Source organism: Streptomyces sp. NPDC004647 (assembly GCF_040609575.1).
Lineage (GTDB): Bacteria > Actinomycetota > Actinomycetes > Streptomycetales > Streptomycetaceae > Streptomyces.
On the sequence record NZ_JBEXKU010000005.1, the window covers coordinates 48,140 to 73,182 of the forward strand.

Genomic DNA, 25,043 nt, shown 5'->3' on the forward strand with positions numbered 1-25,043 from the left:
CTGTGCAGACCGCCGACGGGCCCCCGCCTGTCTGTCGCGTATCTCTCGTCACGCCTGTCCCATCTTTCAAGACCACGTAGCAGAGCACGCCCCCGTATCCAGGAGAATCAGGTCATGAGCAACCCCCAGCAGCTGCGTTACAGCAAGGAGCACGAGTGGCTCACCGCCGCCGAGGCCGGTGTGTCGACCGTGGGCATCACCTCGCACGCCGCCGATGCCCTCGGTGACGTCGTCTTCGTCCAGCTACCGGAGGTCGGCGACACCGTCACCGCGGGCGAGCCCTGCGGCGAGCTCGAGTCGACGAAGTCCGTGAGCGACCTGTACGCGCCGGTCTCCGGCGAGGTCACCGAGATCAACCAGGACGTCGTGGACGACCCCGCGCTGGTGAACTCCGCCCCGTTCGAGGGCGGCTGGCTGTTCAAGGTGAAGGTGAGTGACGAGCCGGCGGATCTGCTGTCCGCCGACGAATACACCGCGTTCACCGGCAACTGATACCGCCCACACCGCCCTTCCAAGGATGCGCCCCGAGCGCCCCACCTGAACGGGATCCCGATGTCGCTTCTCAACCAGTCCCTGCACGAGCTCGACCCGGACGTCGCCGCCGCGGTCGACGCCGAGCTGCACCGTCAGCAGTCCACCCTCGAGATGATCGCCTCGGAGAACTTCGCTCCGGCCGCCGTCCTCGAGGCACAGGGCTCGGTGCTCACCAACAAGTACGCCGAGGGCTACCCCGGCCGCCGCTACTACGGCGGCTGCGAGCACGTCGATGTCATCGAGCAGCTCGCGATCGACCGGATCAAGGCGCTGTTCGGCGCGGAGCACGCGAACGTACAGCCGCACTCGGGCGCGCAGGCGAACGCGGCCGCGATGGTCGCCCTGCTCTCCCCCGGAGACACCATCCTGGGTCTGAATCTCGCCCACGGCGGGCACCTGACCCACGGTATGAAGATCAATTTCTCCGGCAAGCTCTACAAGGTCGCCGCCTACCACGTCGACGAGCGGACCAACCAGGTCGACATGGACGAGGTCGAGCGCCTCGCCAAGGAGCACCGCCCGAAGCTGATCATCGCGGGCTGGTCGGCCTACCCGCGGCAGCTGGACTTCGCGGCCTTCCGGCGGATCGCCGACGAGGTCGGCGCGTATCTGATGGTCGACATGGCGCACTTCGCGGGCCTGGTGGCCGCGGGTCTGCACCCGTCGCCGGTGCCGCACGCGCATGTGGTGACCACGACCACGCACAAGACGCTGGGCGGCCCGCGCGGTGGCGTGATCCTGTCGACGGCCGAGCTGGCGAAGAAGATCAACTCGGCGGTCTTCCCCGGTCAGCAGGGTGGCCCTCTGGAGCATGTGATCGCGGCGAAGGCCGTGTCGTTCAAGGTGGCGGCGACCGAGGAGTTCAAGGAGCGCCAGCAGCGCACGCTGGAGGGCGCGAAGATCCTGGCCGAGCGGCTGACCAGGTCCGATGTGGGCGAGGTAGGCGTCTCGGTGCTGTCCGGTGGCACGGATGTCCATCTGGTTCTGGTGGACCTGCGTAACTCCGAGCTGGACGGGCAGCAGGCAGAGGACCGCCTCCACGAGGTGGGTATCACCGTCAACCGCAACGCCATCCCGAACGACCCGCGGCCCCCGATGGTCACCTCGGGCCTGCGGATCGGCACCCCGGCACTGGCCACCCGCGGCTTCCGGGCGGAGGACTTCGCCGAGGTCGCGGACATCATCGCCGAGGCGCTGAAGCCGTCGTACGACACGGAGGCGCTCAAGGCCCGCGTGACCGCGCTGGCCGAGAAGCACCCGCTGTACCCCGGCCTGAAGTAGCAACAACGTGAAGTAGCGACGAGGTACGGAATCGGGGCGACAGGCGTGTGACACCCACTCCCCGCCCCGATTCCGCAATACGTCCATATTTGTTCCAATCTGTCCCAAGCGTTCAGATCCATCCACAGCCACCCCGTTGCCCTCGCTGACCGCGAACGCAGCCGGGCGGTCCACTCCCCGCCACGCGGGGTGAACCGCGGGAGTCCGCCACCATGGCCATCTCCGTCTTCGACCTCTTCTCCATTGGCATAGGGCCGTCCAGCTCGCACACGGTCGGCCCGATGCGCGCCGCACGGATTTTCGTCGGGCGCCTCAAGAAGGAGGGGCTCCTCGCGCAGACGGCCTCGGTCCGGGCGGAGCTGTTCGGCTCGCTCGGCGCGACCGGCCACGGCCACGGCACCCCCAAGGCGGTCCTGCTCGGCCTCGAGGGCCACTCGCCGCGTTCGGTCGACGTCGCGACGGCCGACGACGAGATCGACCGCATCCGCCGCACCGGGCGCCTGCGGCTGCTCGCCGCGGAGATCGGCGAGGCGCATGAGATCGACTTCGACGCGTCGGCCCAGCTGATCCTGCACCGCCGCCGCTCGTTGCCGTACCACGCCAACGGCATGACCCTCTTCGCCTACGACGAGTCCGGTGCGCCGCTGCTGGAGAAGACGTACTACTCGGTGGGCGGCGGCTTCGTCGTCGACGAGGACGCCGTCGGCGAGGACCGGATCAAGCTCGACGACACGGAGCTGAAGTACACCTTCCGTACCGGCGACGAGCTGCTGCGGCTCTCCCGGGAGAGCGGACTGTCGATCTCGGCCATGATGCTCGAGAACGAGAAGGCGTGGCGCAGCGAGGAGGAGATCCGCGAGGGCCTGCTGGAGATCTGGCGGGTGATGCAGGCGTGTGTCTCCCGCGGCATGTCGAGCGAAGGCCTCCTCCCGGGCGGCCTGAAGGTCCGCCGCCGCGCCGCGAACTCCGCCCGCCAGCTGCGCGCCGAGGGCGATCCGACGGCCCACGCGATGGAGTGGATCACCCTCTACGCGATGGCGGTCAACGAGGAGAACGCGGCGGGCGGCCGCGTGGTCACCGCGCCCACCAATGGCGCGGCCGGGATCATCCCGGCCGTCCTGCACTACTACACCAACTTCGTGCCGGGCGCCGACGAGGAGGGCGTGGTCCGCTTCCTCCTCGCCGCGGGCGCCATCGGCATGCTCTTCAAGGAGAATGCTTCGATCTCCGGCGCCGAGGTCGGCTGCCAGGGCGAGGTCGGCTCGGCCTGCTCGATGGCGGCCGGGGGCCTGGCGGAAGTCCTGGGCGGCAGTACGGAGCAGGTCGAGAACGCCGCCGAGATCGGCATGGAGCACAACCTCGGCCTGACCTGCGACCCGGTCGGCGGCCTGGTCCAGATCCCGTGCATCGAGCGCAATGGCATGGCCTCCGTGAAGGCCGTGACGGCGGCCCGTATGGCGCTGCGCGGCGACGGCCGGCACCACGTGTCTCTCGACAAGGTCATCAAGACCATGAAGGAGACGGGCGCGGACATGAAGGTCAAGTACAAGGAGACGGCGCGGGGTGGGCTCGCGGTCAACGTCATCGAGTGCTGAGAAAGCACACCTGACCAGGCGTTTCTCATCTTTGGGCGCTGTCACGGGCTTCCCCGTCTGCACGGAGTCGCGTTCACTGCTTCCAGTCGGGCCATTCGGTCGCTGCTCGATCTATCGGGGTGAACCGCTCGTCACGTCACCTGAGAGCGCATCCGCCCTGGCAGCGTACGCCGCGGTGAACCGTTCGGCGGCATCCCAGAGTTCGCCTTCGCGCCGCTCGTCGTAGGACTCCTCCGACGAGCGGTCCGCACGGCTGCGGTCGACGTAGGAGCCGGTCGGCGCCTTGGTCGTGCCGAGGACGACGTCGGCGAGGTAGCGCCCCGCGGCACTGCGGCTGGTGGCGAACGGGGTGAGGGTCATCACCGGCAGGATGCGCCGCATCGCGAACCGGGAGAGGGGGTCGGCGTTGCGGGCAAGGCCGGTGCCGGGGACGAAGCCCGGGTTGTAGGCGACGGCGTCGATCCCGGCCGGCAGGCGGCGCGCGTACTCGTGCACGAGGTAGATGGCGGCCAGCTTGCTCGTCGAGTACGCGGTACGCCCGGCGACCGCGGTATCCGGCTTGGGGAAGGCGCCCGTGCGGGCCAGGACCTCCGGGGACTTCCAGGCCGGGCCGGGCACCATGCCCAAGTTGTGCTTGAAGTCGCCGAAGTGGGTGTCACTGGCGGTGATCACTATCCGGGCGGGAGCGGCGAAGCGGTCCTGGAGCAGGCGAACGAACAGGTAGTTGGCGAGCACGTTGACGGCGAAGGTGGCCTCGAACCCGTCGGGTCCCTCGGTCAGTGCGTTGGTGTACTGCATTCCCGCGTTGCCCACGAAGCCGCGCAGCGGCGGCAGGTCACCGCTATCGAGCCGGTCGCGGATCTCGGTGGCGGCCGAGCGGACGCTCTCCAGCGAGCCGAGGTCCGCCGCGACGTACGAGACCGTGTGCCCGCCCGTGGCGAGTTCCGCAGCGAGTTGTGCGCCGGAGGACGCCCAGCTCGATCGTCTCGTGAGGGAACTGCGAGGAGTATCCGACGTCTTCGCTCATCACTGGGCCACGCAGACGGCCGCCACCCAGCACACGACCGACCGGAAGACGATCCGGCATCCGGAGATCGGCGATATCCTGCTCGACTGCGACGTCCTCATCGTCCCCGGCGCGGACCTGCGCATGGTCACCTACACGGCAGCGACCGGAAGCAGCGACGCGGGGAAACTGGACCTTCTTCGCGTCACAGGTTGCCGTACCGCCACCGCGCTCCCCTGAGCCCGGAGAAAGCGCACGAAGAGGAGCAGCGGATCATATGCACGTCATTCCCGGGGCACCGCTCGCCCCGCTGACCACGCTGGGCGTCGGCGGGCCGACTGCGGCGCTCGTCGAGCTGCACGACGCCACGGATTTCCCCGAGCTCGTGGAGTATGTGGAGTCGGCCATCGGTCACCGCGGCCCGCTCGCCATCCTTGGCCTGGGTAGCAACGCCGTGGTGCACGACGCCGGTTGTTCCTCTCCCGTCCTGCGGATGGCCAACCGAGGCATCCGATTCCGCGAAGACCGGGACGACGACCGAGTGCTCCTGGAAGTGCAGGCCGGGCACTCCCTGGCGGACGTGGTCGACACGTCCATCGCGGAGGGCCTGACCGGCATGGAGATGCTCACCGGCATTCCCGGTACGACCGGGGCTACTCCGGTGCAGAACGTAGGCGCGTACGGCCAGGAGATCTCCGACACCCTGGTCGAGGTACGGGCCTGGGACTGGCGGCTGAACCGCCCCGTCACCCTGTCGGCGGCACAGTGCCGGCTGGGCCACCGCACCAGCGTCTTCAAGCGGTTCCGGCGCTGGACGTTGCTGAGCCTGGTGTTCGCTCTGCGCCGTTCCGCGCTCAGCGCGCCCATCGACTACCGGCAGGTCGCCACCGAGCTCGACGTACCGATCGGCAGCCGCGTTCCGCAAGCCGAGGCGGCTCGTGCCGTGCGCGCGGTCCGCGACGGCAAGGGCATGGTGCTGGCTACCGCCGGTCGCGACAGTCGCTCGGTGGGCAGTGTGTTCCTCAGCCCGGATATCCCGCCCGCCCAGGCCGAAGTCCTGCGGGCACGCAACGCACCGGTGAACCGCTTCCCCGACGGTTCGACGAGAGTGAGTGCGAGCTGGCTCATCGGGGAGGCGGGCTTCACGCTCGGCAGCCCGGTCACCGGCGGGGTGCGCATCTCCTCCCGCCACTACACCCTGGTCGCCGACGAGGGCGCTACTGCCGCCGGATTCGCCTCCGGCATCGACATCGTGCGCTGCCAAGTCCTTGAGCGCACAGGCGTTGTGCTCTCACCCGAGATCGACTTCCTGGGCGATTGGGAACCGCTCCCGGCGGGTCCCCTCACGGACAGAGCCTCAAGGTCCCGGTCCGCCGTACCCGTCAGTGAGCCGTGAGTTCGGCGCGACGCATGCACCCGGCTACGCTTTCTCAGGCACGCGGCCCGGGCCCTGCTGAAGAGCCTCAGGCGGCAGGCCACACAAGCACCGGCCCATCAGAGACAGCAGAGCTCTGGCCGCTGTCGACCTGAAGGTCAAGTACAAGGAGACGGCGCGGGGCGGGCTCGCGGTGAACGTCATCGAGTGCTGAGAAATCCTGTCTCATCTTCCACGAGGACGCCTCCAAAGTCCGCACCGGACACGGCCCGGAGAACATGACCGCCCTCCGCACTTCGCCATCAACCAAGTCCGCGCCGCCGGTCACACCAGCATCTCCGCCGGCCTCCTGAGATGCCATCCCTTCAAGCAGCCGCTGACTCGGACTCAACTGGCCAGCATCGATCCAAGTTCGTGAGACTTTGCGATCACCCGGACGTCCGGGCACGTCGACGCCCTCACTTGTGGATCTCATGACCTACCTGTGGACAGCCGCAATCCGGATGCTCGCATTCCTCGCATGAATGCGATCTGGGTGCATCGTTTTCATGCTGAGACGCCGACTCGCGCGACTGGGAGATTAAGCCAAGACGGTGCTCTCCTGAAGTGGATGGGCCATGGATCCAACTGCGCAGTTGGCCCTACCTTTCCGAGTAGCGAGAAGGCGTACATGAGTGCATGAGCCCCCTCGATATCTGGCCAATCCCGCTCCAGCACGGCTGTGGCGGTGGCTATTTGCTGTGAGTCGCAGATATCTTCGGTGCTGGCGATGACTTGCGGTGCACCGGGAAGGTCCTGGTGTGGTTTCGCAGGTTGCGAGGGGGATCTATGAAGCGCGGAAGGATTTTGGCGTCCTTGGCTGCGTTAGCGGGGCTGGCATTGCCCTTCATGGGCAGCCCGGCGAACGCTCAGTCCGCACCTCCGAACGAGACGTCAGAAGCGATTGCTGCCCCCCATCTCACAGTTAATCGGGCAACTGTCGTACCGGCCTCCGTAACAGCTAGCAAGTCCACGGGGCACCTGCAGCCAGCGGACACAATCACCTGTACACCGCAGGTGCAGAAGCCGCATAACTCAAGCCACGTCAACGGCACGGTCAACGTAGTCGTGACGATGAAATGCACAAAGCCCGTCACGCGTATAGCCATCCGTGCAGCCCTGTACCGGAATGGTAACCTCGTCAAGGACTCCGGGTCGAAGAACGTCTACGGTTCCGCGTCCGCAAAGAACAATGCAGCCGTTAGGTGCTCAAACGCGAACTATCAGGGATGGATGTCCTACGTCGTGGACTTCCCAGCCGGTTACACCCCGCCGAGCGGCTCCGGATCCGGATTCGGAAGCGTGGTTTCGATCACCTGCTGACGGCAGCCTGCCGCCTGCGAGGTGATCATGGTGGGCACAGGGAAGGGAAGGCTTCTATGAGTGATCCAGCAATCCGAATCCTCAGGGACCGGGTGGCAGAACTCGATTCCCCCCCTGTGCCCGCTAGCGCGTCCACTGCTGATCCGCAACTTGAACATTTCGTCTCGGTGATGAGCTTCTATACCAATACGGAGATGGCCGCTGAGTCCGACGGCGCGGCTGTTCTCACTCCGGACGATGCCGACGACGTAACTCATAGATGCCAACTGCTCAAGGATATCGCGCAGAGAGAAAAAGGACTTGCCGAAGGGCCGTTGCGTCGGGATCGGCAGCGGTGGATTGGTACGTCTGCGACTTTGGACAGGTCATGCTTCGTCGAGGCAGCAGAGACCGCCGATCTTTCGCCGAGCACGAAACCATTCAACCTTGGTCTGTATACGGCGACAGCGACTCAGCGCGGTGACAGCATGTGGCAGACGTATCTCAACCCCTATTACGGATCGGATCTACATCCGCTGCCATGGCACAGTTGGCAGGTAGAGGTGAGAAAGGAAGCCTCGGTCTTAGAAATTACCTCAGCTCGTAGCTGGGCTGAATTCGTCGTGCGGTACGCCCGGGTAGACGGTGGAATCATCTACCCGGACTGGAATAAGGCGGCCCAGCACTACAGTGGTGTCCACATGACCCTGCGGGCGATCGTCGCGACGCAGGGATTCCAGTTCTTCACTGAGCACGGTGTGACCGCTGCCCCGTACTGGGACATTGAGTCGACTCTCTGGCTGCGGTGGTGCTTCTCGTCGGTAGTGCGCCAGGGCGTTACTTACTGAGAGCGCTGATCCCGCACAGCTGAGGGTGGGGGCAGTTGCGATGGGACTCGAAGGGGCGGCCGTACTTCTGCCTCCCCAAGGGCGGTAAGACCCGCAATGTGACCCTCTCGACCAACCTCGCGCTCCGCGCCCATGAGCATCTCCGGCGCTTTCCGTCGGTCGAGTTCAGCTCCCGTTGCGCACCCCGAGACACCGACGACACCACTCGAAGCTCGGCAGCGGAAGCCAATTACGGTCGGCTCTTCCTGAGCGTCTCAAGGGCAACCGGATCAATTACCGGACATGGGACAGCCGAGTTGGAACCGGTGCATCGACGTCCTCATTCCCACCGCCCCTGCGAAGACCCGACATCCCGGACGCATGTTTTCGGCGCTATGGCCGAGTTGCTGGGCCAGCAGCACGGTGGTGAGCCGGTCGTGCTTCTTCTGTACCTGCAGTACTGATCAGCTCAACGGTACGCGGCAGGTGCTGGTCCGACCCTGACCCGAGGCCTGCTGTCAGGCGTGCCCCTGGACCGCCCGCGGGAGAGGGTGGTCCAAGGGCACACCTGTCCAAGAACTGGCTTTCCTCGACCAGGACGGATCCCTCATCCACAATCCGGGTATCCGGGTATCCGGGTTTCCGGATTTCGGCCGAAAGCCGTCCCTCGGTCAGAAAACAGGCACCGACCAAGGCTCCCGGTCAGCTCTGCCACGTCATTTGGCACGATGACAGCGGCGATGGCCGAGGCAGGCCATCATGAATTCTGCTTTCGGTCATCGCTTCAGCTTCCGCAGATCTGCGGCGAGCGAAGCGACGGCCGCGGGATTGCGCGGGCTCTCCACCAGGTCCGCGTAGTCGAGGACGACGATCCGGTTGTTCTTGATGGCCGAGACGTCCGCAAGCGGCGGATAGGACGTCAGGAACTTTCTCTTCTGCTCGGCGCTGGTGTCCCCGTAGTCGTTGATCACGATCACTTCGGGGTCGCGCTCGACGATGGTCTCCCAACCGACGGTCGTCCAGCTGTCCTTGAGGTCCTTCATGACGTGGTCGCCGCCCGCCTTGGTGATGATGTCGTGCGGCCCGGCATACGCACCCGAGGTCAGCGGCCTGTCACGGCCGTCGTCGTAGAGGAAGACCCGGGGCCGGTCGCTGCCCTTGGGGGCCTTCGCCTGCGCTGCGGTCACCTGCCCTCGAAACTTCGCGATCAGCGCTTCGGCACGGTCCTCGACGTCGAAGATCTTCCCCAGGTTCCGCAGATCGGTGTAGAGCGCTTCGAGCGGCGGCATCACGCCACGCGCCTTGCCGCGCCCGTTGCGGCAGGACTCGGACAGCAGATACGAGCCGATACCGACCCTGTCCAGCTCAGCGGGCGTGAAGCCCTCCCCCTCGTTGAATCCGTAGTTCCAGCCTGCGAAAACCAGATCGGCGCGGGCGCCGAGGACCAGCTCCTTGTTGATCGTCTTCTTGGAGAGCCACGTCGTCTTCCGATAGCCGTCCTTCCACGGGACGGAGTCGAGATCGCCCCTGTCGTCCGGCATCACGTAGCCCGCCATGCGGTGCTCCAGGCCGAGCGCGAACATGATCTCGGTGATGCCGACATCATTGGTGACCACGCGCCCAGGGGCCTTGTCATAGGTCTTCTTCCGGCCGCAGTTCTCGACGGTCACCGGATAGTGGCCACCGGACTGCGCGCCGCCGTCCCCTCCGCCTCGGGAGGTGACCTCGGCGCCGCAGCCGGTGAGCGCCAGAGCCGCGGCGAGCGCGAGAGTGGCGTGGCGTACGAGAGCGGCGGGGCGTACGAGATGGGGCATGGTGGCTCCTTACGAGGCGGGCTGAGCAGGAGGCAGACGGTCGAAGAGCAGTTGCACGGCCCCGGATTCGGGATGCGGAACGCGGTGCGCCCGTACGCCGAAGACATCGGCCAGCAGTTCGGGCGTCAGCACGTCGTACGGAACGCCCGAGGCGACGATCCGGCCGTGCTCGATCACGTAGAGCAGGTCGCAGTGGACCGCCGCGAGGTTGAGGTCGTGCAGCGCGGTGAACACGGTCAGGCCGCTGCCGCGCACCAGGTTCAGCATCTCCAACTGCTGTGCGATGTCGAGGTGGTTGGTGGGCTCGTCGAGCACGAGTACGCGCGGCTGCTGGGCGAGCGCGCGGGCGATCAGGACCCGCTGCTTCTCCCCGCCGGAGAGGGTGAGGAAGCCACGGTCCGCGAGGTGGTCCGCGCCGACCCGCGCCAGTGCGGCCTCGCACGCCCGCCGGTCCTCGGCTGTGGTCCGGGCCGCCGCCGGCTGGTGCGGCAGCCGCCCCATCGCCACGACCTCGGTGACCGTGAAGTCGAACTCGGCGACCGCCTCCTGGGGAAGCGCGGCCAGCCGGCGGGCACCCTCCCGCGTGCTCATCGCCCGCAGGTCCTCCCCGCCGAGCCGGACCGTCCCGGCCGAGGGGCGGAGCGCCCGGTAGACGCAACGCAGCAGGGTGGACTTGCCACTGCCGTTCGGACCGACCAACCCGACCAGCTGCCCGCCGCCCACCCGCAGCGTGACGTCCTCCACCAGCCGCGTACCCGCGATCTCGACCGTGAGGTCATCGATGTCGATCCGCATCAAGCGCCTCCGAAGGTGTAGCCGCGGCGGCGCATCAGCAGAACGAAGCACGGCACGCCGATGACCGCGGTCAGCACGCCGACCGGTAGCTCGGTCGGCGCCAGCACGATCCGGGAGAGGATGTCCACCCAGATCAGCAGGACAGCACCCGCCAGTGGCGCGACGGCCAGCACTCGGCGGTGGTCCGCGCCGACCAGCATCCGTACGGCGTGCGGCACCATCAGCCCGACGAAACCGATGGCACCACTGACCGCGACGACCGCCCCGGTGACGGCCGCGGAGACCAGGAACAGCTCCTTGCGCAGCCGCCCCGCGTCCACGCCCAGCGCGGCCGAGGTCTCGTCGCCCATGGCGAGGGCGTTCAGGCGGCGCGCCGACAGCCCGAGATGGGCGAGGCCGGCGAGCACGACGACCGAGACGATCGGCAGGGACGCCCAGTTGGCCCCACCGAGGCTGCCGAGCAGCCACATCATCGCGGAGCGCGCCGCCTCACCGCGCTCGGCCGCGAACACCATGAACGTGGTGACGGCCGAGAAGCCGTAGGACATCGCGCTGCCCGTGAGGACGAGCCGCAACGGGGTCAGACCACGAGCGGTGCGAGCGATCGCGTACACCAGCGTCATGGCGAGGAGCGCGAAGAGGAAGGCCGCGGTGGAGAGCGCCCAGATGCCGAGCGCGCCCAGCGCCCCGAAGAGGAGGACAGCGTTGGCGCCGACGGCCGCGCCCGAGGAGATGCCGAGGACGAACGGGTCGGCGAGGGCGTTGCGCACCATGGCCTGCACGGCGGCGCCGATGGCCGAGAGCCCTGCTCCGACGACCGCGGCGAGCAGGGCCCGCGGTAGGCGCAGTTCCCAGACGATGGTGTACGCCGGGACCTCGTCGGGGGCTATCGCTCCGCCCGTCAGCCCCGACCACAGGTACCCCAGCACCTCTCCCCAGGAGAGCCCGGAAGCCCCGATCCCCGCCCCACAGGCGAGGGAGAGCACCAGCGCGGCACAGAGGGCTGTGAGGAGGGGTGGCAGGGGGACTCGTCCGGGCGGCGCGGGCCCGGCGCCCGTTCGGGCGGGGGGCGGCGCGGCAGTGCTGCTGCGTTCGACCGGTACGGCCACGGGCGGATCGCCTTCGCCTCGGGCCGTGCACCTACGGGGCAAGGAGCGGCCCGTGACGCGGTGCGCCCGGCGCAGCACCCTCTCGCAGTCCACGGCGAGTTGACAGGAGCATTCGCCGCCGCGGGTAATCGGGCTTGCGGGGCGACGGGACCTGTGTCAGGACCATCGCTCCGCCTACCGTTGCGGGTCAGCGCCGGACTTCGACCGGACTTCCCCCGCGGGGCGCTTGCAGCCTAGCGCGCTCCGGGCGGTGCGCCGGCCAGGGGACCGGCGGTGCACCGCGCCGCGCACGCCGGGCCACGCGTCAGGGCCGTGCCGGAGCACGGCCCTGACGCCGGTGCGGCATGATCAGCGTTCGCGCGAGCCCAGGTACTTCGCGAACTTCTCCAAGCCGTCGATGTTGCGCGGCCCGCTGATGCCCTCGTTGTAGTCGAGGATGAAGAAGTTGTTCTTCTTGACCGCGGGAAGCTCCTTGGTGTGGGGGGACTTCTTCAAGAAGTCGATCTTCTTCTTCGCGGGCAGGTCACCGTAGTCGAGGATCATGATGACTTCGGGTTCGGCCTTTGCGACGGACTCCCAGTTCACCTGTGTCCACCGCTGGTCGAGGCCGTCGAAGATATTCTTGCCTCCGGCGGTCTTGATGATGTCGTTGGGCGGAACCTGGTTGCCCGCGGTGAAAGGCTGGTCGGTGCCGGAGTCATAGAGGAAGACCGACGCAGGATCGCCCTTGGGCGCCTTTGCCTCGACGGCCTCCACGCGCTTCTTCAGACCGCCTACGACCTTGTCCGCCTTGTCCTCGACCTTGAAGATCCGGCCGAGCCGCTCGAGGTCGGCGTACAGGGCCTCGAACGGAGTTTTCTTCTCGGGGTACTTCGGGTAGTTGAAGCAGCTCTCGGTGTGCATGAAGCTCTGGATCCCGAGCTTGTCCAGGATCTTCGGGGTAATGCCCCGCTGATCGCTGAAGCCCGAATTCCAACCCGCCACGACGAAATCCGACTTGGCGTCCGCGACGAGTTCCTTGTTCAGGAGATCGTCGCCGAGCATCTTCACCTTGGCGTACTCGGACGCCCACGGGGACTCGCTCACGGGCGGGTTCGCCGGCGGCATCACGTACCCGTGCACGTGGTCGGTCAGCCCCAGGCTGAACAGCTTGTCCGCACTGCCGCCCTCGTACGCGACTACTCGCTTCGGGGTCCTGTATTCGACCGGCTCACCGCATCGCTTGACGGTGACCTTCTCGGATTCCTTGGCGTCCGACTCGACCTCGGCTCCACAGCCACTGAGCAGCAGCGTGGCCGCGAGCGCGGATCCGAGGGCGGTGCGCTGCCGCACCGAGCCGAGCGATCGGGTTATGGGCATGACGTGATGTGCCTTTCAACGGGGGTGAGTGAATACAGCAACTGCGGATCGCCCGTCAGCGGGTGGGAAATGATGCTGGCTTTGACACCGAATACGTCGTCGACCAGTTCGGTGGTGAGAATGTCCTCGGGTGTGCCGGTCGCCAGCAGGCGCCCTTGGGAGAGCACACCGAGCCGGTCACAGGCGGCCGCGGCGAGATTGAGGTCGTGCAGCACGACCAGGACGGTGAGTCCAGAGCCTCGCAAGAGCGAGAGGAGCTCGACCTGGTGGCGCACGTCGAGGTGGTTGGTCGGCTCGTCCAGCACCAGGATCTTCGGTTCCTGGACGAGGGCGCGGGCCATCAGAACGCGCTGGCGTTCTCCGCCCGACAGCGTGAGGACTCCGCGCCGGGCGAGGTGGCGGATGTCGAGCTGGTCCATCGCCCGCTCGCACAGGTCCCGCTCCCGCCGGCTGAGCACCTGATTGCCCTGCACGTGGGGCGTGCGTCCCAGCGCGATGACCTCCTCGACCGTGAAGTCGAGGTCGACGGCACCGTCCTGGGTCATGGCCGCGATGACTTGCGCGCTCCGACGCATCGTCAGGCGGGAGAGTTCCTCCCCGCCCACCCGCACGGTGCCGGAGCTCGGGCGCAGCGCCCGGTACACGCACCTGAGAGCGGTGGACTTCCCGCTTCCGTTCGGGCCGACCAAGCCCACGACCTGACCGCTCTCCACCTCCAGCGACAGGTCACGCACCAGGCTCTTGCCGTCGGTCACCACCGAGAGCCCGTCAAGCGTCAGATCCATCTCAACGGCCTCCGAACATGTAGCCCTTGCGGCGCATCAGGGTGATGAACACCGGCACCCCGACGAGCGCCGTGATGACGCCCAGCGGCAGCTCGCGCGGGGCCACCAGCGTCCGGGACACCAGGTCGACCCAGACCATGAACACCGCCCCGACCAGCGGGGTGATGGCCAGCACCCGGGCATGGGTGGCCCCGACGACCATGCGCACCAGGTGGGGCATGACCAGTCCGACGAAGCTGATGGCACCGCTGACGGCCACCATCACCCCGGTGATGAGCGAGACGAGCACGAGCAGGCCCTTGCGGTGCCGGTCCGGGCTGATGCCCAGGCTCGCGGCGGTCTCGTCACCGAGCGCCATGACGTCCAGCGCCCTGCCGTACCGGTACAGCACGGCTGTGCCGAGCAGCACCGCCACGGACACCACCGGAAGCGCGCCCCAGGTCGCGGCGCCGAAGCTTCCCATCGTCCAGTACAGGACCATGCTGGTCGCCTCGCTGTCCGGCGCGAAGTAGATGATCACGCTCATCACCGCTTGGAACCCCAGGGACATGGCCACACCGGTCAGGACGAGACGCAGCGGGGAGAGCGAGCCCCGGCTGGAGGAGGCGGCGTACACCAGGATCGACGCCACCAGGGCGCCGATGAAGGCACCGGCGGACACCGCGTAGATGCCCAGCGCCGCCAGCCCTCCGGTGACCGTGACGCCGACGGCGCCGACAGACGCCCCCGAGGACACGCCCAGAACGAAGGGGTCGGCGAGCGCGTTGCGCACCATCGCCTGGATGGCGACACCGATCGCGCTCAGCCCCGCCCCCACGAGCGCCGCCAGCAGCACCCGCGGGGTACGGATCTGCCAGATGATCTGGTACGTCGCGGTCTCCTCGGCCTGGATGCGCCCGCCGCTGAGAGCGGCCCACAGATATCGGGCTGTCTCTCCCGGTGTGATCACGGCGGACCCCAGGCCGACCGCCACGACAACGGAGCCGAGGAGAACGACGAACAGGACGGCGCATGTCACCGCCAGACCCTTGCGGGAGGCGAGCCGGCCTTTCACACCCGTCTCGGGTCGGGGGGATGTCACGTCGGCCGACCCGGCGGCGCGTCGCCCGCCTCCTGCCCGGGCTCGGCCGGGGAGCCCGAGCGGGACACCAGGAAGGCAGCCCCCAGCGCCACGATGACCAGGGCCCCGAAGGCGACGGCGATGCCCGGGTAACCGGCCAGACCGAGGCCGGCGCCACCCAGGGCGGCGCCCACGAAGACTCCGAGGCTCATGCCCGCGGCGTTGACGCTCAAGGCCGAGCCACGCAGCGTCCCGCAGCGCCGGACGATGAGGCTGACCACACACGCGGCCACCACCGCGTGGCCGGCCGCGTGAAGCGACGTCAGCACGAGCGCGAGCGGAAGCCAGTGCGTGAAGTAGAAGCCCACGACCGTCACCAGCGCGGCGACCAGGCCGATGCCCAGCATGCGCTCCGTACCGATCCGTGGCTCGGCGGAGTTGGTGATCCGCCCCGTGAGGAGGTTGCTCACGAAGAACGACGCGCCGCTCAGTGTCCATACGAACGCGAAGAGCCCGGGGCCGAGTTCGAAGCGATCGTCGTAGTAGGCCGCCAGATAGGCGAGGTAGCCCATGAACACCGCCGTGCGCAGCATGGCGATGAGGAGCAGCGGCACCACGCCGGGAATCGCCCCCAGGGCCTTGAACGACGCGAGGTAGCTCAGTCGCTGCTCGCTTCCGGTGTCCTCGCCGTCCTTGTTCTTGCCCCGCGCGAAGAAGACCGCGGCCAGGAGGAGCGAGGCCGCGGTCACGGCGACGAGGTCTCCCTCCCAGCCCCAGAACAGCGCGGGCAGGGCCACGACCGGTGCCGCGAGCATTGCGGTCATCGACTGCGTCGCCGTGACCAGGGTCGCCGCCCGGCCGGCCGCCTTGCCCGTGCCGAAGCGGTCGGCGGCGGCCGCGGTGAGGGCCGGGTTCAGTACGGACGTACTCGCGCCGACCAGCAGGCAGAACACGGCGAGCAGGATGAAGTCCCCGCTCGCGCCCAGGGCCGCGGAGGCGCCGAGAGCGACGAGTCCTCCCGCGGCCGCCCACTCCTTGCGCACCCGGTCGATGAAGGGAGCGAGAGCAGTGCCGACCAACAGGGCGGCCAGGCCGCCCAGTCCGCGGAGTCCGCCCATCGCGGCGACGCTGCTCCCCGCCTCGTCGGCCATCGGCACCAGGTAGGTGCTGAAGATGGTGAACGGCAGCAGGCCGACCGCGGAGGCCAACAGGACCGGCCACAGGGTACGGGCCATCCGAAGGTCGCTCGGCAGCGGTTCCTCCGCCTCGGGGGCCTCGCGGTCCATCGCGGCGTCCTTGGTGTCGATGCTCACGAACGCTCCTCCTCCGCAAGCACCGACGTGCCGGCGCGGTAGCGGTACAGGAGCGTCGGGTCCGCGCTGAACTGGGAGAAGGGGAACGGCTCGGCGGACAGTGCGGTGACCCCGGCGGGCAGGAACGCCCGGGCGACGGCGCTGCCGGTCTGTGCGTAGACGACCAGCGGCATGCCCTGCTCACGGCAGTGCTCGAGGATGAGGTCGAACGTGCCGTTGCTCAGGGTCATGCCGGTGGCCACGACGGCATCGGCTTCCTTGAGGACTTCGGTCATGTCGTCGCTGACCTGCTCGCCCCACTGGGTGGTACGCAGGTTCAGGTCGCAGGGCAGGCAGACCCCGCCCCGGTCGCGTATCGCCGCGACCAGAGGGTTGACCACACCGATGAGGGCCACCTTCGTGCCCGGCTCGATGTCGAGCAGACCGGCGATCGCGGCGTCGCGGGCCCGTGCACGGACCTCCGGCGTCCCGGTGGGCAAGGTAACCGGCTCGGCCTCCGTCGCGTCCCGGTGCGGCCGTGCCTGGGCGAGACAGGCGTCGAGGGCGGCGATACGGACCGGGGTCGACTCGTTCCGGAGCAGGGTGTCCAGCGTGTGGCCGGAGGCGTTCTCGCAGAAGTCGGGGGCGAGTTCACCGGCCTCGAAGGAACAGGCGCCGAAGGACTGCCCGACACGAAGCAGGAGGTATTGGTTGTGGTAGGTGACCTGGCTCCCGGCCAGCCGGGTGGTGTGGTAAAGCCAGAACGCGCTGGTGACGGCCAGGTCCTTCGGATCGGGGCCGTAGCCGCCCGACAGTACGGCGTCCGTCAGTTCCGCCACTGTCTGCGGGTTGGGGTGTGACATTTCGGGTTCTCTCATGGTGGTTGTCGGTGCTGCGGTCATGGGCGCGCGCCGGTGACGTGCTGTCAGACGCCTTCGGGAATCGCCGGAGTGCCTTCGCCGTTCTCATCCGCATCCCGGAGGTCCGCCCAGGAAGTCGTCGACCAGGGATGTCTCAGCTCGTCCCGAGAGGTGATCTCGTGCGGCTTCAGGGCGTCGATGTCGTGGGCTTCGGCGTGCCTGGCGAAGGCGTTCTCGACGTAGCGATGACCCGTATCGGCTGCGATGAAGACGTAGGTGCGGGAGTTGTCCCGATGGCGTTCCCAGCGGGTGGTCAGATAGGCGGCGCCGGTCGACAGTCCGGCGAATATGCCGCTCGTCCGCAGGAGATCGACCGCGCCGGACATGGCGTAGTCGAAGTTCACCCAGTGCACCCGGTCGTACAACTCATGCCGGACGTTCCTGAATTCGATGGCGCTGCCGATCCCGGCGATGATCATGTCCGGGTCCGATACGTGCTCCGAGCCGAAGGTGACGCTGCCGAAGGGCTGCACGCCGACCAGGGATACGTCTCTCCCCGCTTCGCGCAGATAGGTGGCGATGGCTCCTGTCGAAGCGCCGGAACCCACTCCGCCCACCAGGGCCAGCGGTCCGTCGGGGATCTCCTGAGCGATCGTCCCGGCGACGTCGCGGTAGCCGTAGTAGTGGATGCTGTCGTGGTACTGCCGCATCCAGTGGTACGACGGGTTCGCCTCGAGGATCTCGGCGATCCGCCGGACCCGCAGCTCCTGGTCGAGGCGCAGGTTCTTCGACGGCTCGACCTGCTCCAGGGTGACGCCGAGTATTTCCAGCTGCACACGGAGCGTCCGGTCCACTGTCGTGGAGCCCACGATGTGGCACTTCATGCCGTAGCGGTGACAGGCGAGCGCGAGCGCCTGTGCGTAGATTCCGCTCGAGCTGTCGATGAGGGTGTCACCAGGTTTGACGGCACCCGACTCGAGGAGGTGACGGACCGCTCCCAGGGCCGAATAGATCTTCATCGTCTCGAACCGAAGACAGACCAAGTCCGGCTGCAGTGATATGAGATCCGGTTTCTTGACTGCTTCTGCTATGTGCTCGTACATTCCCGCCTCCTCGTCAAGCAGCCGGCTGGCGACGCATCTTGAACACGTACGTCTGAGGCGGAGACATCCGAAATCGCCGTGGCACGGGTGCGGTGCTGCTCACCCATGGTTCCTCCTCGTTCTGGTCGTGACTGCGGGTCTGGTCGGGATCAACTGCCGGCTACGACCTCGGATACGCGCCGCAGGGGCGCCGGGGCAGGCGGCACGGAAGAGTTGTCATGCGGTGTCCGCTCGGGGAGTGCGCAGCACGTGCGTGACGCCGCCTTCGCTGCCCACAAGCCCCCGTCGCTGATCACGACGGGCACAGGCGGGCTCGGGCGACGTCGCAGAGCATCACATTAATTGAAAATGATTGTCAAGACCGATAGTCGTCACCGAGCGGCGGGACCACGCCACCCCCGCGCCAAGTGGAGACAGTCGACCACCGAGCACCGCCACACCCGGGGGTACCGACTTGCCTCGCCATGCCTGATAGATTAAAACGGTTATCACTTTCATCTGACGTCCAACCAACCCTCTGCCGACTGGCTGGATCGCCCGATCTCTCTCCCGACGCGTCCTTGCCCGGTCACGGCAGGCGGGCGGGCGGACAAGGAGAGGAGTTCCGTGAAGCTGTCCCAAGAGGTCGTGCTGCGACCTCGTCCGATGCGACAGGCACCGACTGGGGTGGGCACCGCCTTTGGGACCTTTGGCGAACTGCTCCAGGGCGTACTGCCGGAGGAGGACGGGGACTTCCTGGTGACACTGCCCGTGGCCCGGTGGACGAGGGCCACGTTCCGGCAGGATCCCGGCTCCATGGACGTGGCGGTCCGGCCATCCCACAAGCGGAAGGCCCTTCAACTGGCACGCATGATCACTGACGAGGCCCTGCAGTCGCCGGGAGGGCTCCTGACCGTCAACAGCGTGATCCCGGAAGGCAAGGGACTGGCCAGCTCCTCGGCCGACCTGGTCGCCACCGCACGTGCCGTGGGACAAGCCCTGAACATCGCGATGCCGGCCTCCCGGATCGAGAGACTGCTGGCGCGCATCGAACCCACTGACGGCGTGCTCTACCCAGCCATCGTCGCCTTCCACCACCGCACCGTCCGCCTGCGCGCGGTCCTCGGGTCCCTCCCGGCCATGGCCGTGGTGGGGATCGACGAGGGCGGCGCCGTCGACACGGTCGACTTCAACCGCATCCCCAAACCGTTCACGGCGGCCGACCGGCACGAATACGTCCGCCTGCTGGACCGGCTCGCCGACGCCATACGCTCGCGGGACCTCGCGGAGGTGGGCACGGTCGCGACCCGGAGCGCGTTGATGAATCAGGCACTTCGGCACAAGTGGTCCTTGGAGCCCATGCGCGAGATCTGCCGTGAGGTCGGCGGGTTGGGCGTGGCCGTCGGGCACAGCGGCACGACCCTGGGCGTGCTGCTGGACACCGGTGACCCCGCGTACACGCACCGCGTCACCGCGGCGGCGCAGGCATGCTCGGAGCTGGCGGGGAATGTGGCGGTCTACCGGACCCTCAGCTTCCGTAACGCCCTCTGCACGGGGTCCGGCCTTCCCGCTCCGGCGTGATTCCGCTTCATGGCAGGTCGAAAGGCAGGAGGATACCGTCGAGCGCGCGGGCACTCGGGGAGTCGACGCCCTCGGGGAGCATGCCGATGGCATCGAGGACGATGCGGCGCAGACGCTCCGTGTTCTCGGCGAAGACCTTGAAGACCTCTTCCCGGGCGACGCTCTCCTCCGCGTCGATGCCCGCGTCCAGATCGGTCACGAGGGCCACGGCGGCATAGCCCAGGGCGAGTTCACGGGCCAGGACGGCCGCAACTCAGGATCGGCGGGCAGAGTGAGCGGGGAGCGCTCCACCTCTACGAACGACAGCGAGCGCGCGGCGAGCCAGTGCCTGAACGACTCGGGCGTGCCGATCGGCTCGAGAGGGTTGACGGGCCGTGGCGACTCAACGAGCTGCGGCCGCTCGGGCAGGACGGCTCGGAAGATCACCTCAGAGAGCGGCTCGACCGCACCCTGCGCCCAGATGGTCGCGGCCAGCCGCCCTCCAGGTCGCACCAGCCGCAGCAACCGCTCCGTTCCCGTGGCCATATCGGGAAAGAAGAAGATGCCCAACGCACACACCACGGAGTCGTAACCACCCCGTGGAGCGGGCCAGTCAACTCGGTGTGGGGCTCCCTCAGTGGTGAGGGCGGCAGGAGCTCAGCCGGACTCGGCCACCGCGTTCGCGCCACCATGGCGCGACTCCGGGGCGACGCCGCGGTAGGCGAGTGTGAGATTGCCCAGGGCGTCGTAGCCGACTTCGGCGTCGACGTCGAAGACGTCCTCCAACCGGCCTCGGGTGAGCACATCTTGCGGCTTACCCGACGCAACGAGGGTGCCTCGGTGCATCAGGATGAGCCGGTCGCAGAACCGGGCAGCCACGGACAGGTCGTGCAGGGCGACCAGGACGGTCTGGTCCGTGGCGGCCAGCAGGTCCATCAGTTCCAGTTGGTGCTTCACATCGAGGTGGTTGGTCGGCTCGTCCAGCAGGATGCCCCACGGCTGTTGGGCCAGGGCACGCGCGATGTGAGCACGCTGGCGCTCACCGCCGGACAGGGTCTTCCACGCCCTTGCTGCCAGGTCGGTGAGCCCCACTCGGGCGAGCGCCGCGTCGATGATCACTCGGTCGGTGGGGTCAAGGTCCCGCCACCGGTCCCGGAACGGGGTCCGTCCCAGCGCGACGACGTCGGCAACGCGCAGATCGCTGTCGGCCTGGGAGGTCTGTTCGACGAACGCGACGTGCTGGGCGATGCGGCGCGCGTTCCATCCGCGGATGTCGTGGCCGTCGTATCGGATCACGCCTTTGGTCGGGGCGCGTAGCCCGGAGACGCAACGTAGGAGCGAGGACTTGCCGGAGCCGTTGGGGCCGATCAGTCCGACCGTCTCGCCGGGCTGTATGTCCACGTCCACGTCCCGGACGATGGTCATGCCCTCCACCGCCCAGCTCACTCGTTCGACCGCGATTCTCACAGCTCTCCTCGTTTGCGCAGGATGAGGAGGAACAGGGGCACCCCGAGCAGGGCCGTGAAGACCCCGACAGGAACCTCCTTGGGTGCGAACGCGACCCGGGCCAACGCGTCGGTCCACACCAGGAAGACCGCGCCGGCCAGTGCCGTGAACGGCAGCAGAACGCGATGCAGTGGCCCGACCAGGAACCGGACCCCGTGCGGCACGATCAGCCCGACGAACCCGATCGCCCCGACGGAGGCGACAGCGACCGACGTCATCAAGGCCGTCGCGCCCAGCAGCACCATCCGCGTCACCCGTACGTTGATGCCCAGCGACGCCGCGGTGTCCGTGCCGAAGGCGAATCCGTCGAGCGCGGTCGCGCACAGCCAGACCACGGCCAGGCCTGTCACGGCGACGACCGCGCAGATGATCGTTGCCTCCCAACGGGCCGACGCCATCGAACCCAGCAGCCAGTAGGTGATCGCGCGCGTGGTGTCGGCATCGCCGGACGCGATCAGGATCAACGAGGTGAGAGCCGTGAAGAGCTGGCCTACGACCACCCCGGTCAGCACGATCCTGACCGAGTCCAGACCGCTGCGGCGCAGCAGCAGCATCAGCAGACCGAAGGACAGGAGCGAGCCGACGAAGGCTCCGCCGGTGATTCCCACCGTGCTTGCGCCGATGCCCAGGAGGACGACCACGACGGCGCCGGCCGACGCGCCTGAGGAGACACCCAGCAGATAGGGGTCGGCCAGCGCGTTGCGGGTGATCGACTGCAGTGCGGCACCGCACACCGCCAACGAGGCGCCGACCACGGCGGCCATGAGAACGCGCGGGGCGCGAAGGTCCCAGATGAGGGAGTCGAGCAACCGGGGCAGCGGCTCGACCGGCAGACCGAGGCGGCTGCCCAGGGCGCGGCCGAGGTCGGAGTAGCCGATATCGCTGGTCCCGATGCGCACCGAGACGGCCAGCGATGCCAGGAGCGCCACGACGCCGAGGAGAGACAACGCCACCCGGCCCCATGCGGCGCGGTGAGTGGTTGGCGGGAGCGAGTCGTGGGCCGGGAGCGAGTCGTGGGCCGTTTCCCGTACGCCTGCGCCCCGGGCTGTCGGATGCAGCACCGACGCCGTGATGTCCGATGGTGCTGACGGGATGGTGGACGGCGTTCCGCCGGCCTGCTTGACGGGGCTAGCGGACATGGCCGAGGTCTTTCATCCCGTCCACGAACAGCCGCAGCGTGTTCACCGTACGCACCGACGGATCCAGTTCGATACCGGGCACCTGGATGATCCGGTTCTTCCGGACCGCCGACAGCCGGGACACCACCGGGTGCTCCCGCATCATCCTGATCTTTTCCTTGGCGCTGTCTCCGGGCGCCCCGCGCTCGGAGAGATCACCGACCACGATCACGTCCGGATCGCGCTGGGCAATCTCCTCCCACGACACCTCCGGCCACTCCTCGTTCACATCGTCGAACGCGTTCCTGGCTCCGATGAGCCTGCTCATGTCGCTGGGCATCCCGCCCTTTCCGGCGACGTAGGGAATGCCCTTGAACGTGGAGTACAGCCATACGACGGACGGTTGACCCTCCAGTTCCTCCCGGGCCTTGGTCGCCTGCGCTGTCGCCTTACGCTGCTCGGACACCAGCGCGGAAGCCCGGTCCTCGACATGGAAGATCCGTCCCAGACTCTCGTAGTCCTGGAACAGTCGCTCGAAAGGCGTTGTGTCGGGCTTGTTCACCTCGGGGCAGTCCACGGCGCTCACGAATGACGGCAGGCCCAACTCCCGCAGTTCCTCACGTGTTCCGACCCTGTCCTTGGTGTACAGGTCGGTGAACGAGGAGACAGCCAGGTCCGGAGCCGCGGCGCGGAGCTGCTCGCCGGTGAGGACCTTGGGACTCAGCACCGGGACCGTGTCGTATGCGGCCCGATACTTCGGCGCGATCTTCGTCTTCAGATTCGACGTCCCCACCATGCGATCCCGCAGCCCCAGCGCCAGCAAGGTCTCGGTCGATGACTGGTCGAGCGAAACGACCCGCTTCGGCGGCTCGTTGAACGAGAGGTTCTGTCCGCAGCTCGCCACCGTCACCTTCTCCGATGAAGCCCCCGGAGCCGATGAGTTCTCCGCGGGACTGGAGCAGCCCACAGCCACCAGGGCGAGCGCGAGCACGGCAGTGAGACGAGCACGGTGCGACATGGGCGTCCTCCGGATTTCGGTACACGGGCGCTGAAGAGCGGCGGAGAGTCAGCCGATAGTGTAGCGACAATCATTTTCATTAGACGCAGTCGTGCAGCGACAGATCCTGGCCGACGCCGCATCAAGGGACGGAGGAGCACCACCAGTGACAGCAATCGTCGGCGTCGCAGGCGTCCGATCCCCTGTTGCAGTCCCAGGGATCCGTCCTGCCTGAAGCGACCTTCTTGCGGCTCCACGACATGCCCCTGCGCGAAAGGACCACACCGGACCGATGCTCATCTCCCAGCAGTCAGCCGTCGGCATCGTCCCCGCCCGCATCGACATCGGGCGCGCGGGCGAAGCCCCTCACCAACTCGCCCACAGCGGTGCCGTCATCCTGACCGGAGTCGAAAACAACGACGACGCGCTCGTCGTCGCGGCCGCCGCGGCCCTCGGTCACCGGCTGCGGCAGCTGTTCCCGCTGCGCCAACGGCGGTCGCACAACGGGAGCCCCGTCCATCTGCATGCCGACAGCTTCGACGTCGTCGTCGACGTGGGATGCGTACCTCACCGACGACGTGACCCCGACGAGGACTACGTCCTCGTTCAGTGCGTCCAGCCCCCGAGTTCGGGCGGGGACTCCTTCCTGGCCGACGCCTACCGGTTCGTGGACGACTGCGCGACTGCGGACCCCGCTCTCCGGGAATTCCTGACCCGGACCGACGTCGACCTCTACGGAGCGTGGGCGGGGCTGCGGGGGCTCCCCACGACACCCCGCGTCGGCAGGCATGTGGAGTACACCCGTACGGGTCGGCGCATCGTCCGGCGCACCGATGGCGCGGTCCCGCTGCACCGGGATCCCGACACCGAACACATTGAGGCCATGCTGGGCCGCTTTCAGGATGCGGTGCGCGACGTGGAAGGGAGCCTTCCTCGCTTCCGGCTTGCCAAGGGAGAAGTCCTGATCCTGGACAACTACCGCTGCTGGCACGGGCGCGATGCGCACACGGGCGACCGGGGCGTCCGTATTCTCACCCTGCGCAGCTCGGACGCTCGCTGACATGGCAGGGACTCCCAGGCATGTTGACCACCCGGGCAACCCCACCCTGTGGGGGCGTCAGTGGCCGTGGTGGGTGAGGGCCGCCCAGATCTGGAGGTCGTCGAGCGGCCTGCCCTGTATCTCGCGGGCTGTCTCGCCCAGTTCGCGCGGGGCGACGCGTTTGCGGGTCGAGCATCCACAGCGGCGCGCAGGGCGCCGGCCGGTGAGCCGGCCGCCTCCGGGGCTTCGGACCGTCCCAGGCCGCTGAGGTAGTGGTGGAACATGTACATCAGCAAGGAGGTACGGCGGTCGTCGACGATCGCCCAGCGGGAGGCCGACCACCGAGGCGGCGCCCGCGCCGAGGAACACCGTCGAGAGGGTCAGCGCCTCGTCGTGGTCGGTCAGGGTGGGGTCGCTGGTGCAGTTGGCGAGCACCACCAGTCCGCCCGCGGCCCTGGGATCGCGTCCGTAGGTGTCCGCCAGGATCTCGGCGACGGTCAGCTCACACGCCGGGTTCGGCGTCGAGTCGAGCTCCAGCCTGGAGTCCGCTGCCGTCGGCCCGGTGGTGGCATGGCAGTTGATCCCGCAAAGACCGGTACGCCCCGGCCGGCCGGCGGGGTCCCGTAGCGCGGGCCGGCTCCGCGACGGTCGTGCCGTCGGGCGCGCGGGCCCGTCGGAGCGTGCGGGGGTGGTCCGGGCCACCGGCTT

At 67.9% G+C, this 25,043-nt stretch carries 23 protein-coding genes, 1 pseudogene and 1 riboswitch; of the genes and pseudogenes, 8 read left to right on the forward strand and 16 right to left on the reverse strand.

Going from position 1 to position 25,043, the window contains the following annotated elements; all coding sequences use genetic code 11:
* Positions 1–114 precede the first annotated feature (114 nt).
* The 3 genes from gcvH to ABZW18_RS03695 all read left to right on the forward strand — a co-directional run bounded on the left by gcvH (position 115) and on the right by ABZW18_RS03695 (position 3,410).
* On the forward strand, positions 115–492 hold the full coding sequence (gene gcvH / locus ABZW18_RS03685; protein ID WP_356181548.1) for a glycine cleavage system protein GcvH: 378 nt from the start codon (positions 115–117) through the stop codon (positions 490–492).
* Between the two features lie 60 nt (positions 493–552).
* Positions 553–1,815: a serine hydroxymethyltransferase gene (gene glyA / locus ABZW18_RS03690; RefSeq protein WP_356181551.1), complete on the forward strand. Its 1,263-nt coding sequence runs from the start codon at positions 553–555 to the stop codon at positions 1,813–1,815.
* Positions 1,816–2,027: 212 nt separating this feature from the next.
* Entirely contained in the window at positions 2,028–3,410 is a 1,383-nt protein-coding gene (locus tag ABZW18_RS03695; RefSeq protein WP_356181554.1) for an L-serine ammonia-lyase, read from the forward strand.
* 111 nt (positions 3,411–3,521) lie between these two features.
* Here the strand turns inward: ABZW18_RS03695 and ABZW18_RS03700 are convergent.
* A pseudogene (locus ABZW18_RS03700) lies at positions 3,522–4,316 on the reverse strand (short-chain dehydrogenase); the annotation flags it as partial.
* An 82-nt stretch (positions 4,317–4,398) separates the two neighbouring features.
* Here ABZW18_RS03700 and ABZW18_RS03705 point away from each other — a divergent pair.
* The 3 genes from ABZW18_RS03705 to ABZW18_RS03715 all read left to right on the forward strand — a co-directional run bounded on the left by ABZW18_RS03705 (position 4,399) and on the right by ABZW18_RS03715 (position 7,980).
* Positions 4,399–4,656, forward strand: a complete 258-nt coding sequence (locus tag ABZW18_RS03705; protein ID WP_356181557.1) for a hypothetical protein — start codon at positions 4,399–4,401, stop codon at positions 4,654–4,656.
* 37 nt (positions 4,657–4,693) lie between these two features.
* Positions 4,694–5,812, forward strand: a complete 1,119-nt coding sequence (locus tag ABZW18_RS03710; protein ID WP_356181560.1) for a UDP-N-acetylmuramate dehydrogenase — start codon at positions 4,694–4,696, stop codon at positions 5,810–5,812.
* Between the two features lie 1,397 nt (positions 5,813–7,209).
* Complete coding sequence (locus tag ABZW18_RS03715; protein ID WP_356181563.1) at positions 7,210–7,980, forward strand: hypothetical protein; 771 nt, start codon at positions 7,210–7,212, stop codon at positions 7,978–7,980.
* A gap of 755 nt (positions 7,981–8,735) precedes the next feature.
* Here ABZW18_RS03715 and ABZW18_RS03720 read toward each other — a convergent pair.
* From ABZW18_RS03720 to ABZW18_RS03760, 9 genes are all read right to left on the reverse strand, one after another.
* Positions 8,736–9,773 carry an ABC transporter substrate-binding protein gene (locus ABZW18_RS03720; RefSeq protein ID WP_356181565.1) on the reverse strand — a complete coding sequence of 346 codons (1,038 nt, stop codon included), beginning with the start codon at positions 9,771–9,773 and terminating at the stop codon, positions 8,736–8,738.
* 9 nt (positions 9,774–9,782) lie between these two features.
* Positions 9,783–10,568 carry an ABC transporter ATP-binding protein gene (locus ABZW18_RS03725; RefSeq protein WP_356181568.1) on the reverse strand — a complete coding sequence of 262 codons (786 nt, stop codon included), beginning with the start codon at positions 10,566–10,568 and terminating at the stop codon, positions 9,783–9,785.
* On the reverse strand, positions 10,568–11,677 hold the full coding sequence (locus ABZW18_RS03730; RefSeq protein WP_356181571.1) for an iron ABC transporter permease: 1,110 nt from the start codon (positions 11,675–11,677) through the stop codon (positions 10,568–10,570). Before ABZW18_RS03730 ends, ABZW18_RS03725 begins: the two co-directional genes overlap by 1 nt.
* A gap of 122 nt (positions 11,678–11,799) precedes the next feature.
* Positions 11,800–11,893: riboswitch (cobalamin riboswitch) on the reverse strand.
* Positions 11,894–12,025: 132 nt separating this feature from the next.
* The gene (locus ABZW18_RS03735) at positions 12,026–13,036 is read right to left on the reverse strand and encodes an ABC transporter substrate-binding protein (RefSeq protein WP_356181574.1); all 1,011 of its coding nucleotides are present in this window, start codon (positions 13,034–13,036) and stop codon (positions 12,026–12,028) included.
* Positions 13,027–13,821, reverse strand: a complete 795-nt coding sequence (locus ABZW18_RS03740) for an ABC transporter ATP-binding protein (RefSeq protein ID WP_356181577.1) — start codon at positions 13,819–13,821, stop codon at positions 13,027–13,029. The genes ABZW18_RS03735 and ABZW18_RS03740 overlap by 10 nt, the downstream gene beginning before the upstream one ends.
* A gap of 1 nt (position 13,822) precedes the next feature.
* Entirely contained in the window at positions 13,823–14,875 is a 1,053-nt protein-coding gene (locus ABZW18_RS03745; protein ID WP_356181753.1) for an iron ABC transporter permease, read from the reverse strand.
* A 23-nt stretch (positions 14,876–14,898) separates the two neighbouring features.
* On the reverse strand, positions 14,899–16,194 hold the full coding sequence (locus ABZW18_RS03750; protein ID WP_356181580.1) for an MFS transporter: 1,296 nt from the start codon (positions 16,192–16,194) through the stop codon (positions 14,899–14,901).
* Positions 16,191–17,036, reverse strand: a complete 846-nt coding sequence (locus tag ABZW18_RS03755) for a DUF364 domain-containing protein (RefSeq protein WP_356181755.1) — start codon at positions 17,034–17,036, stop codon at positions 16,191–16,193. Before ABZW18_RS03755 ends, ABZW18_RS03750 begins: the two co-directional genes overlap by 4 nt.
* A gap of 62 nt (positions 17,037–17,098) precedes the next feature.
* Positions 17,099–18,136 (reverse strand): pyridoxal-phosphate dependent enzyme, encoded by a 1,038-nt coding sequence (locus tag ABZW18_RS03760; RefSeq protein ID WP_356181583.1) that lies wholly within the window; start codon positions 18,134–18,136, stop codon positions 17,099–17,101.
* A 606-nt stretch (positions 18,137–18,742) separates the two neighbouring features.
* Between ABZW18_RS03760 and ABZW18_RS03765 the strand changes: the two genes are divergently transcribed.
* Entirely contained in the window at positions 18,743–19,696 is a 954-nt protein-coding gene (locus ABZW18_RS03765; protein WP_356181585.1) for a kinase, read from the forward strand.
* 7 nt (positions 19,697–19,703) lie between these two features.
* Here ABZW18_RS03765 and ABZW18_RS03770 read toward each other — a convergent pair whose 3' ends face one another.
* From ABZW18_RS03770 to ABZW18_RS03790, 5 genes are all read right to left on the reverse strand, one after another.
* A complete protein-coding gene (locus ABZW18_RS03770; RefSeq protein ID WP_356181588.1) occupies positions 19,704–19,895 on the reverse strand; it encodes a hypothetical protein in 192 nt (63 codons plus the stop codon).
* The gene (locus ABZW18_RS03775) at positions 19,892–20,221 is read right to left on the reverse strand and encodes a hypothetical protein (RefSeq protein WP_356181589.1); all 330 of its coding nucleotides are present in this window, start codon (positions 20,219–20,221) and stop codon (positions 19,892–19,894) included. The genes ABZW18_RS03770 and ABZW18_RS03775 overlap by 4 nt, the downstream gene beginning before the upstream one ends.
* 111 nt (positions 20,222–20,332) lie before the next feature.
* On the reverse strand, positions 20,333–21,142 hold the full coding sequence (locus tag ABZW18_RS03780; RefSeq protein ID WP_356181591.1) for an ABC transporter ATP-binding protein: 810 nt from the start codon (positions 21,140–21,142) through the stop codon (positions 20,333–20,335).
* Positions 21,139–22,320: an iron ABC transporter permease gene (locus ABZW18_RS03785; RefSeq protein ID WP_356181593.1), complete on the reverse strand. Its 1,182-nt coding sequence runs from the start codon at positions 22,318–22,320 to the stop codon at positions 21,139–21,141. Before ABZW18_RS03785 ends, ABZW18_RS03780 begins: the two co-directional genes overlap by 4 nt.
* Complete coding sequence (locus tag ABZW18_RS03790) at positions 22,310–23,317, reverse strand: ABC transporter substrate-binding protein (RefSeq protein WP_356181595.1); 1,008 nt, start codon at positions 23,315–23,317, stop codon at positions 22,310–22,312. The genes ABZW18_RS03785 and ABZW18_RS03790 overlap by 11 nt, the downstream gene beginning before the upstream one ends.
* Before the next feature lie 271 nt (positions 23,318–23,588).
* Here ABZW18_RS03790 and ABZW18_RS03795 point away from each other — a divergent pair, with 271 nt between their 5' ends.
* Complete coding sequence (locus ABZW18_RS03795) at positions 23,589–24,356, forward strand: TauD/TfdA family dioxygenase (RefSeq protein WP_356181597.1); 768 nt, start codon at positions 23,589–23,591, stop codon at positions 24,354–24,356.
* A 57-nt stretch (positions 24,357–24,413) separates the two neighbouring features.
* On the opposite strand, the gene ABZW18_RS03800 is transcribed toward ABZW18_RS03795, so the two are convergent.
* Positions 24,414–25,037 (reverse strand): hypothetical protein, encoded by a 624-nt coding sequence (locus tag ABZW18_RS03800; RefSeq protein ID WP_356181599.1) that lies wholly within the window; start codon positions 25,035–25,037, stop codon positions 24,414–24,416.
* Between the last annotated feature and the right edge of the window lie 6 nt (positions 25,038–25,043).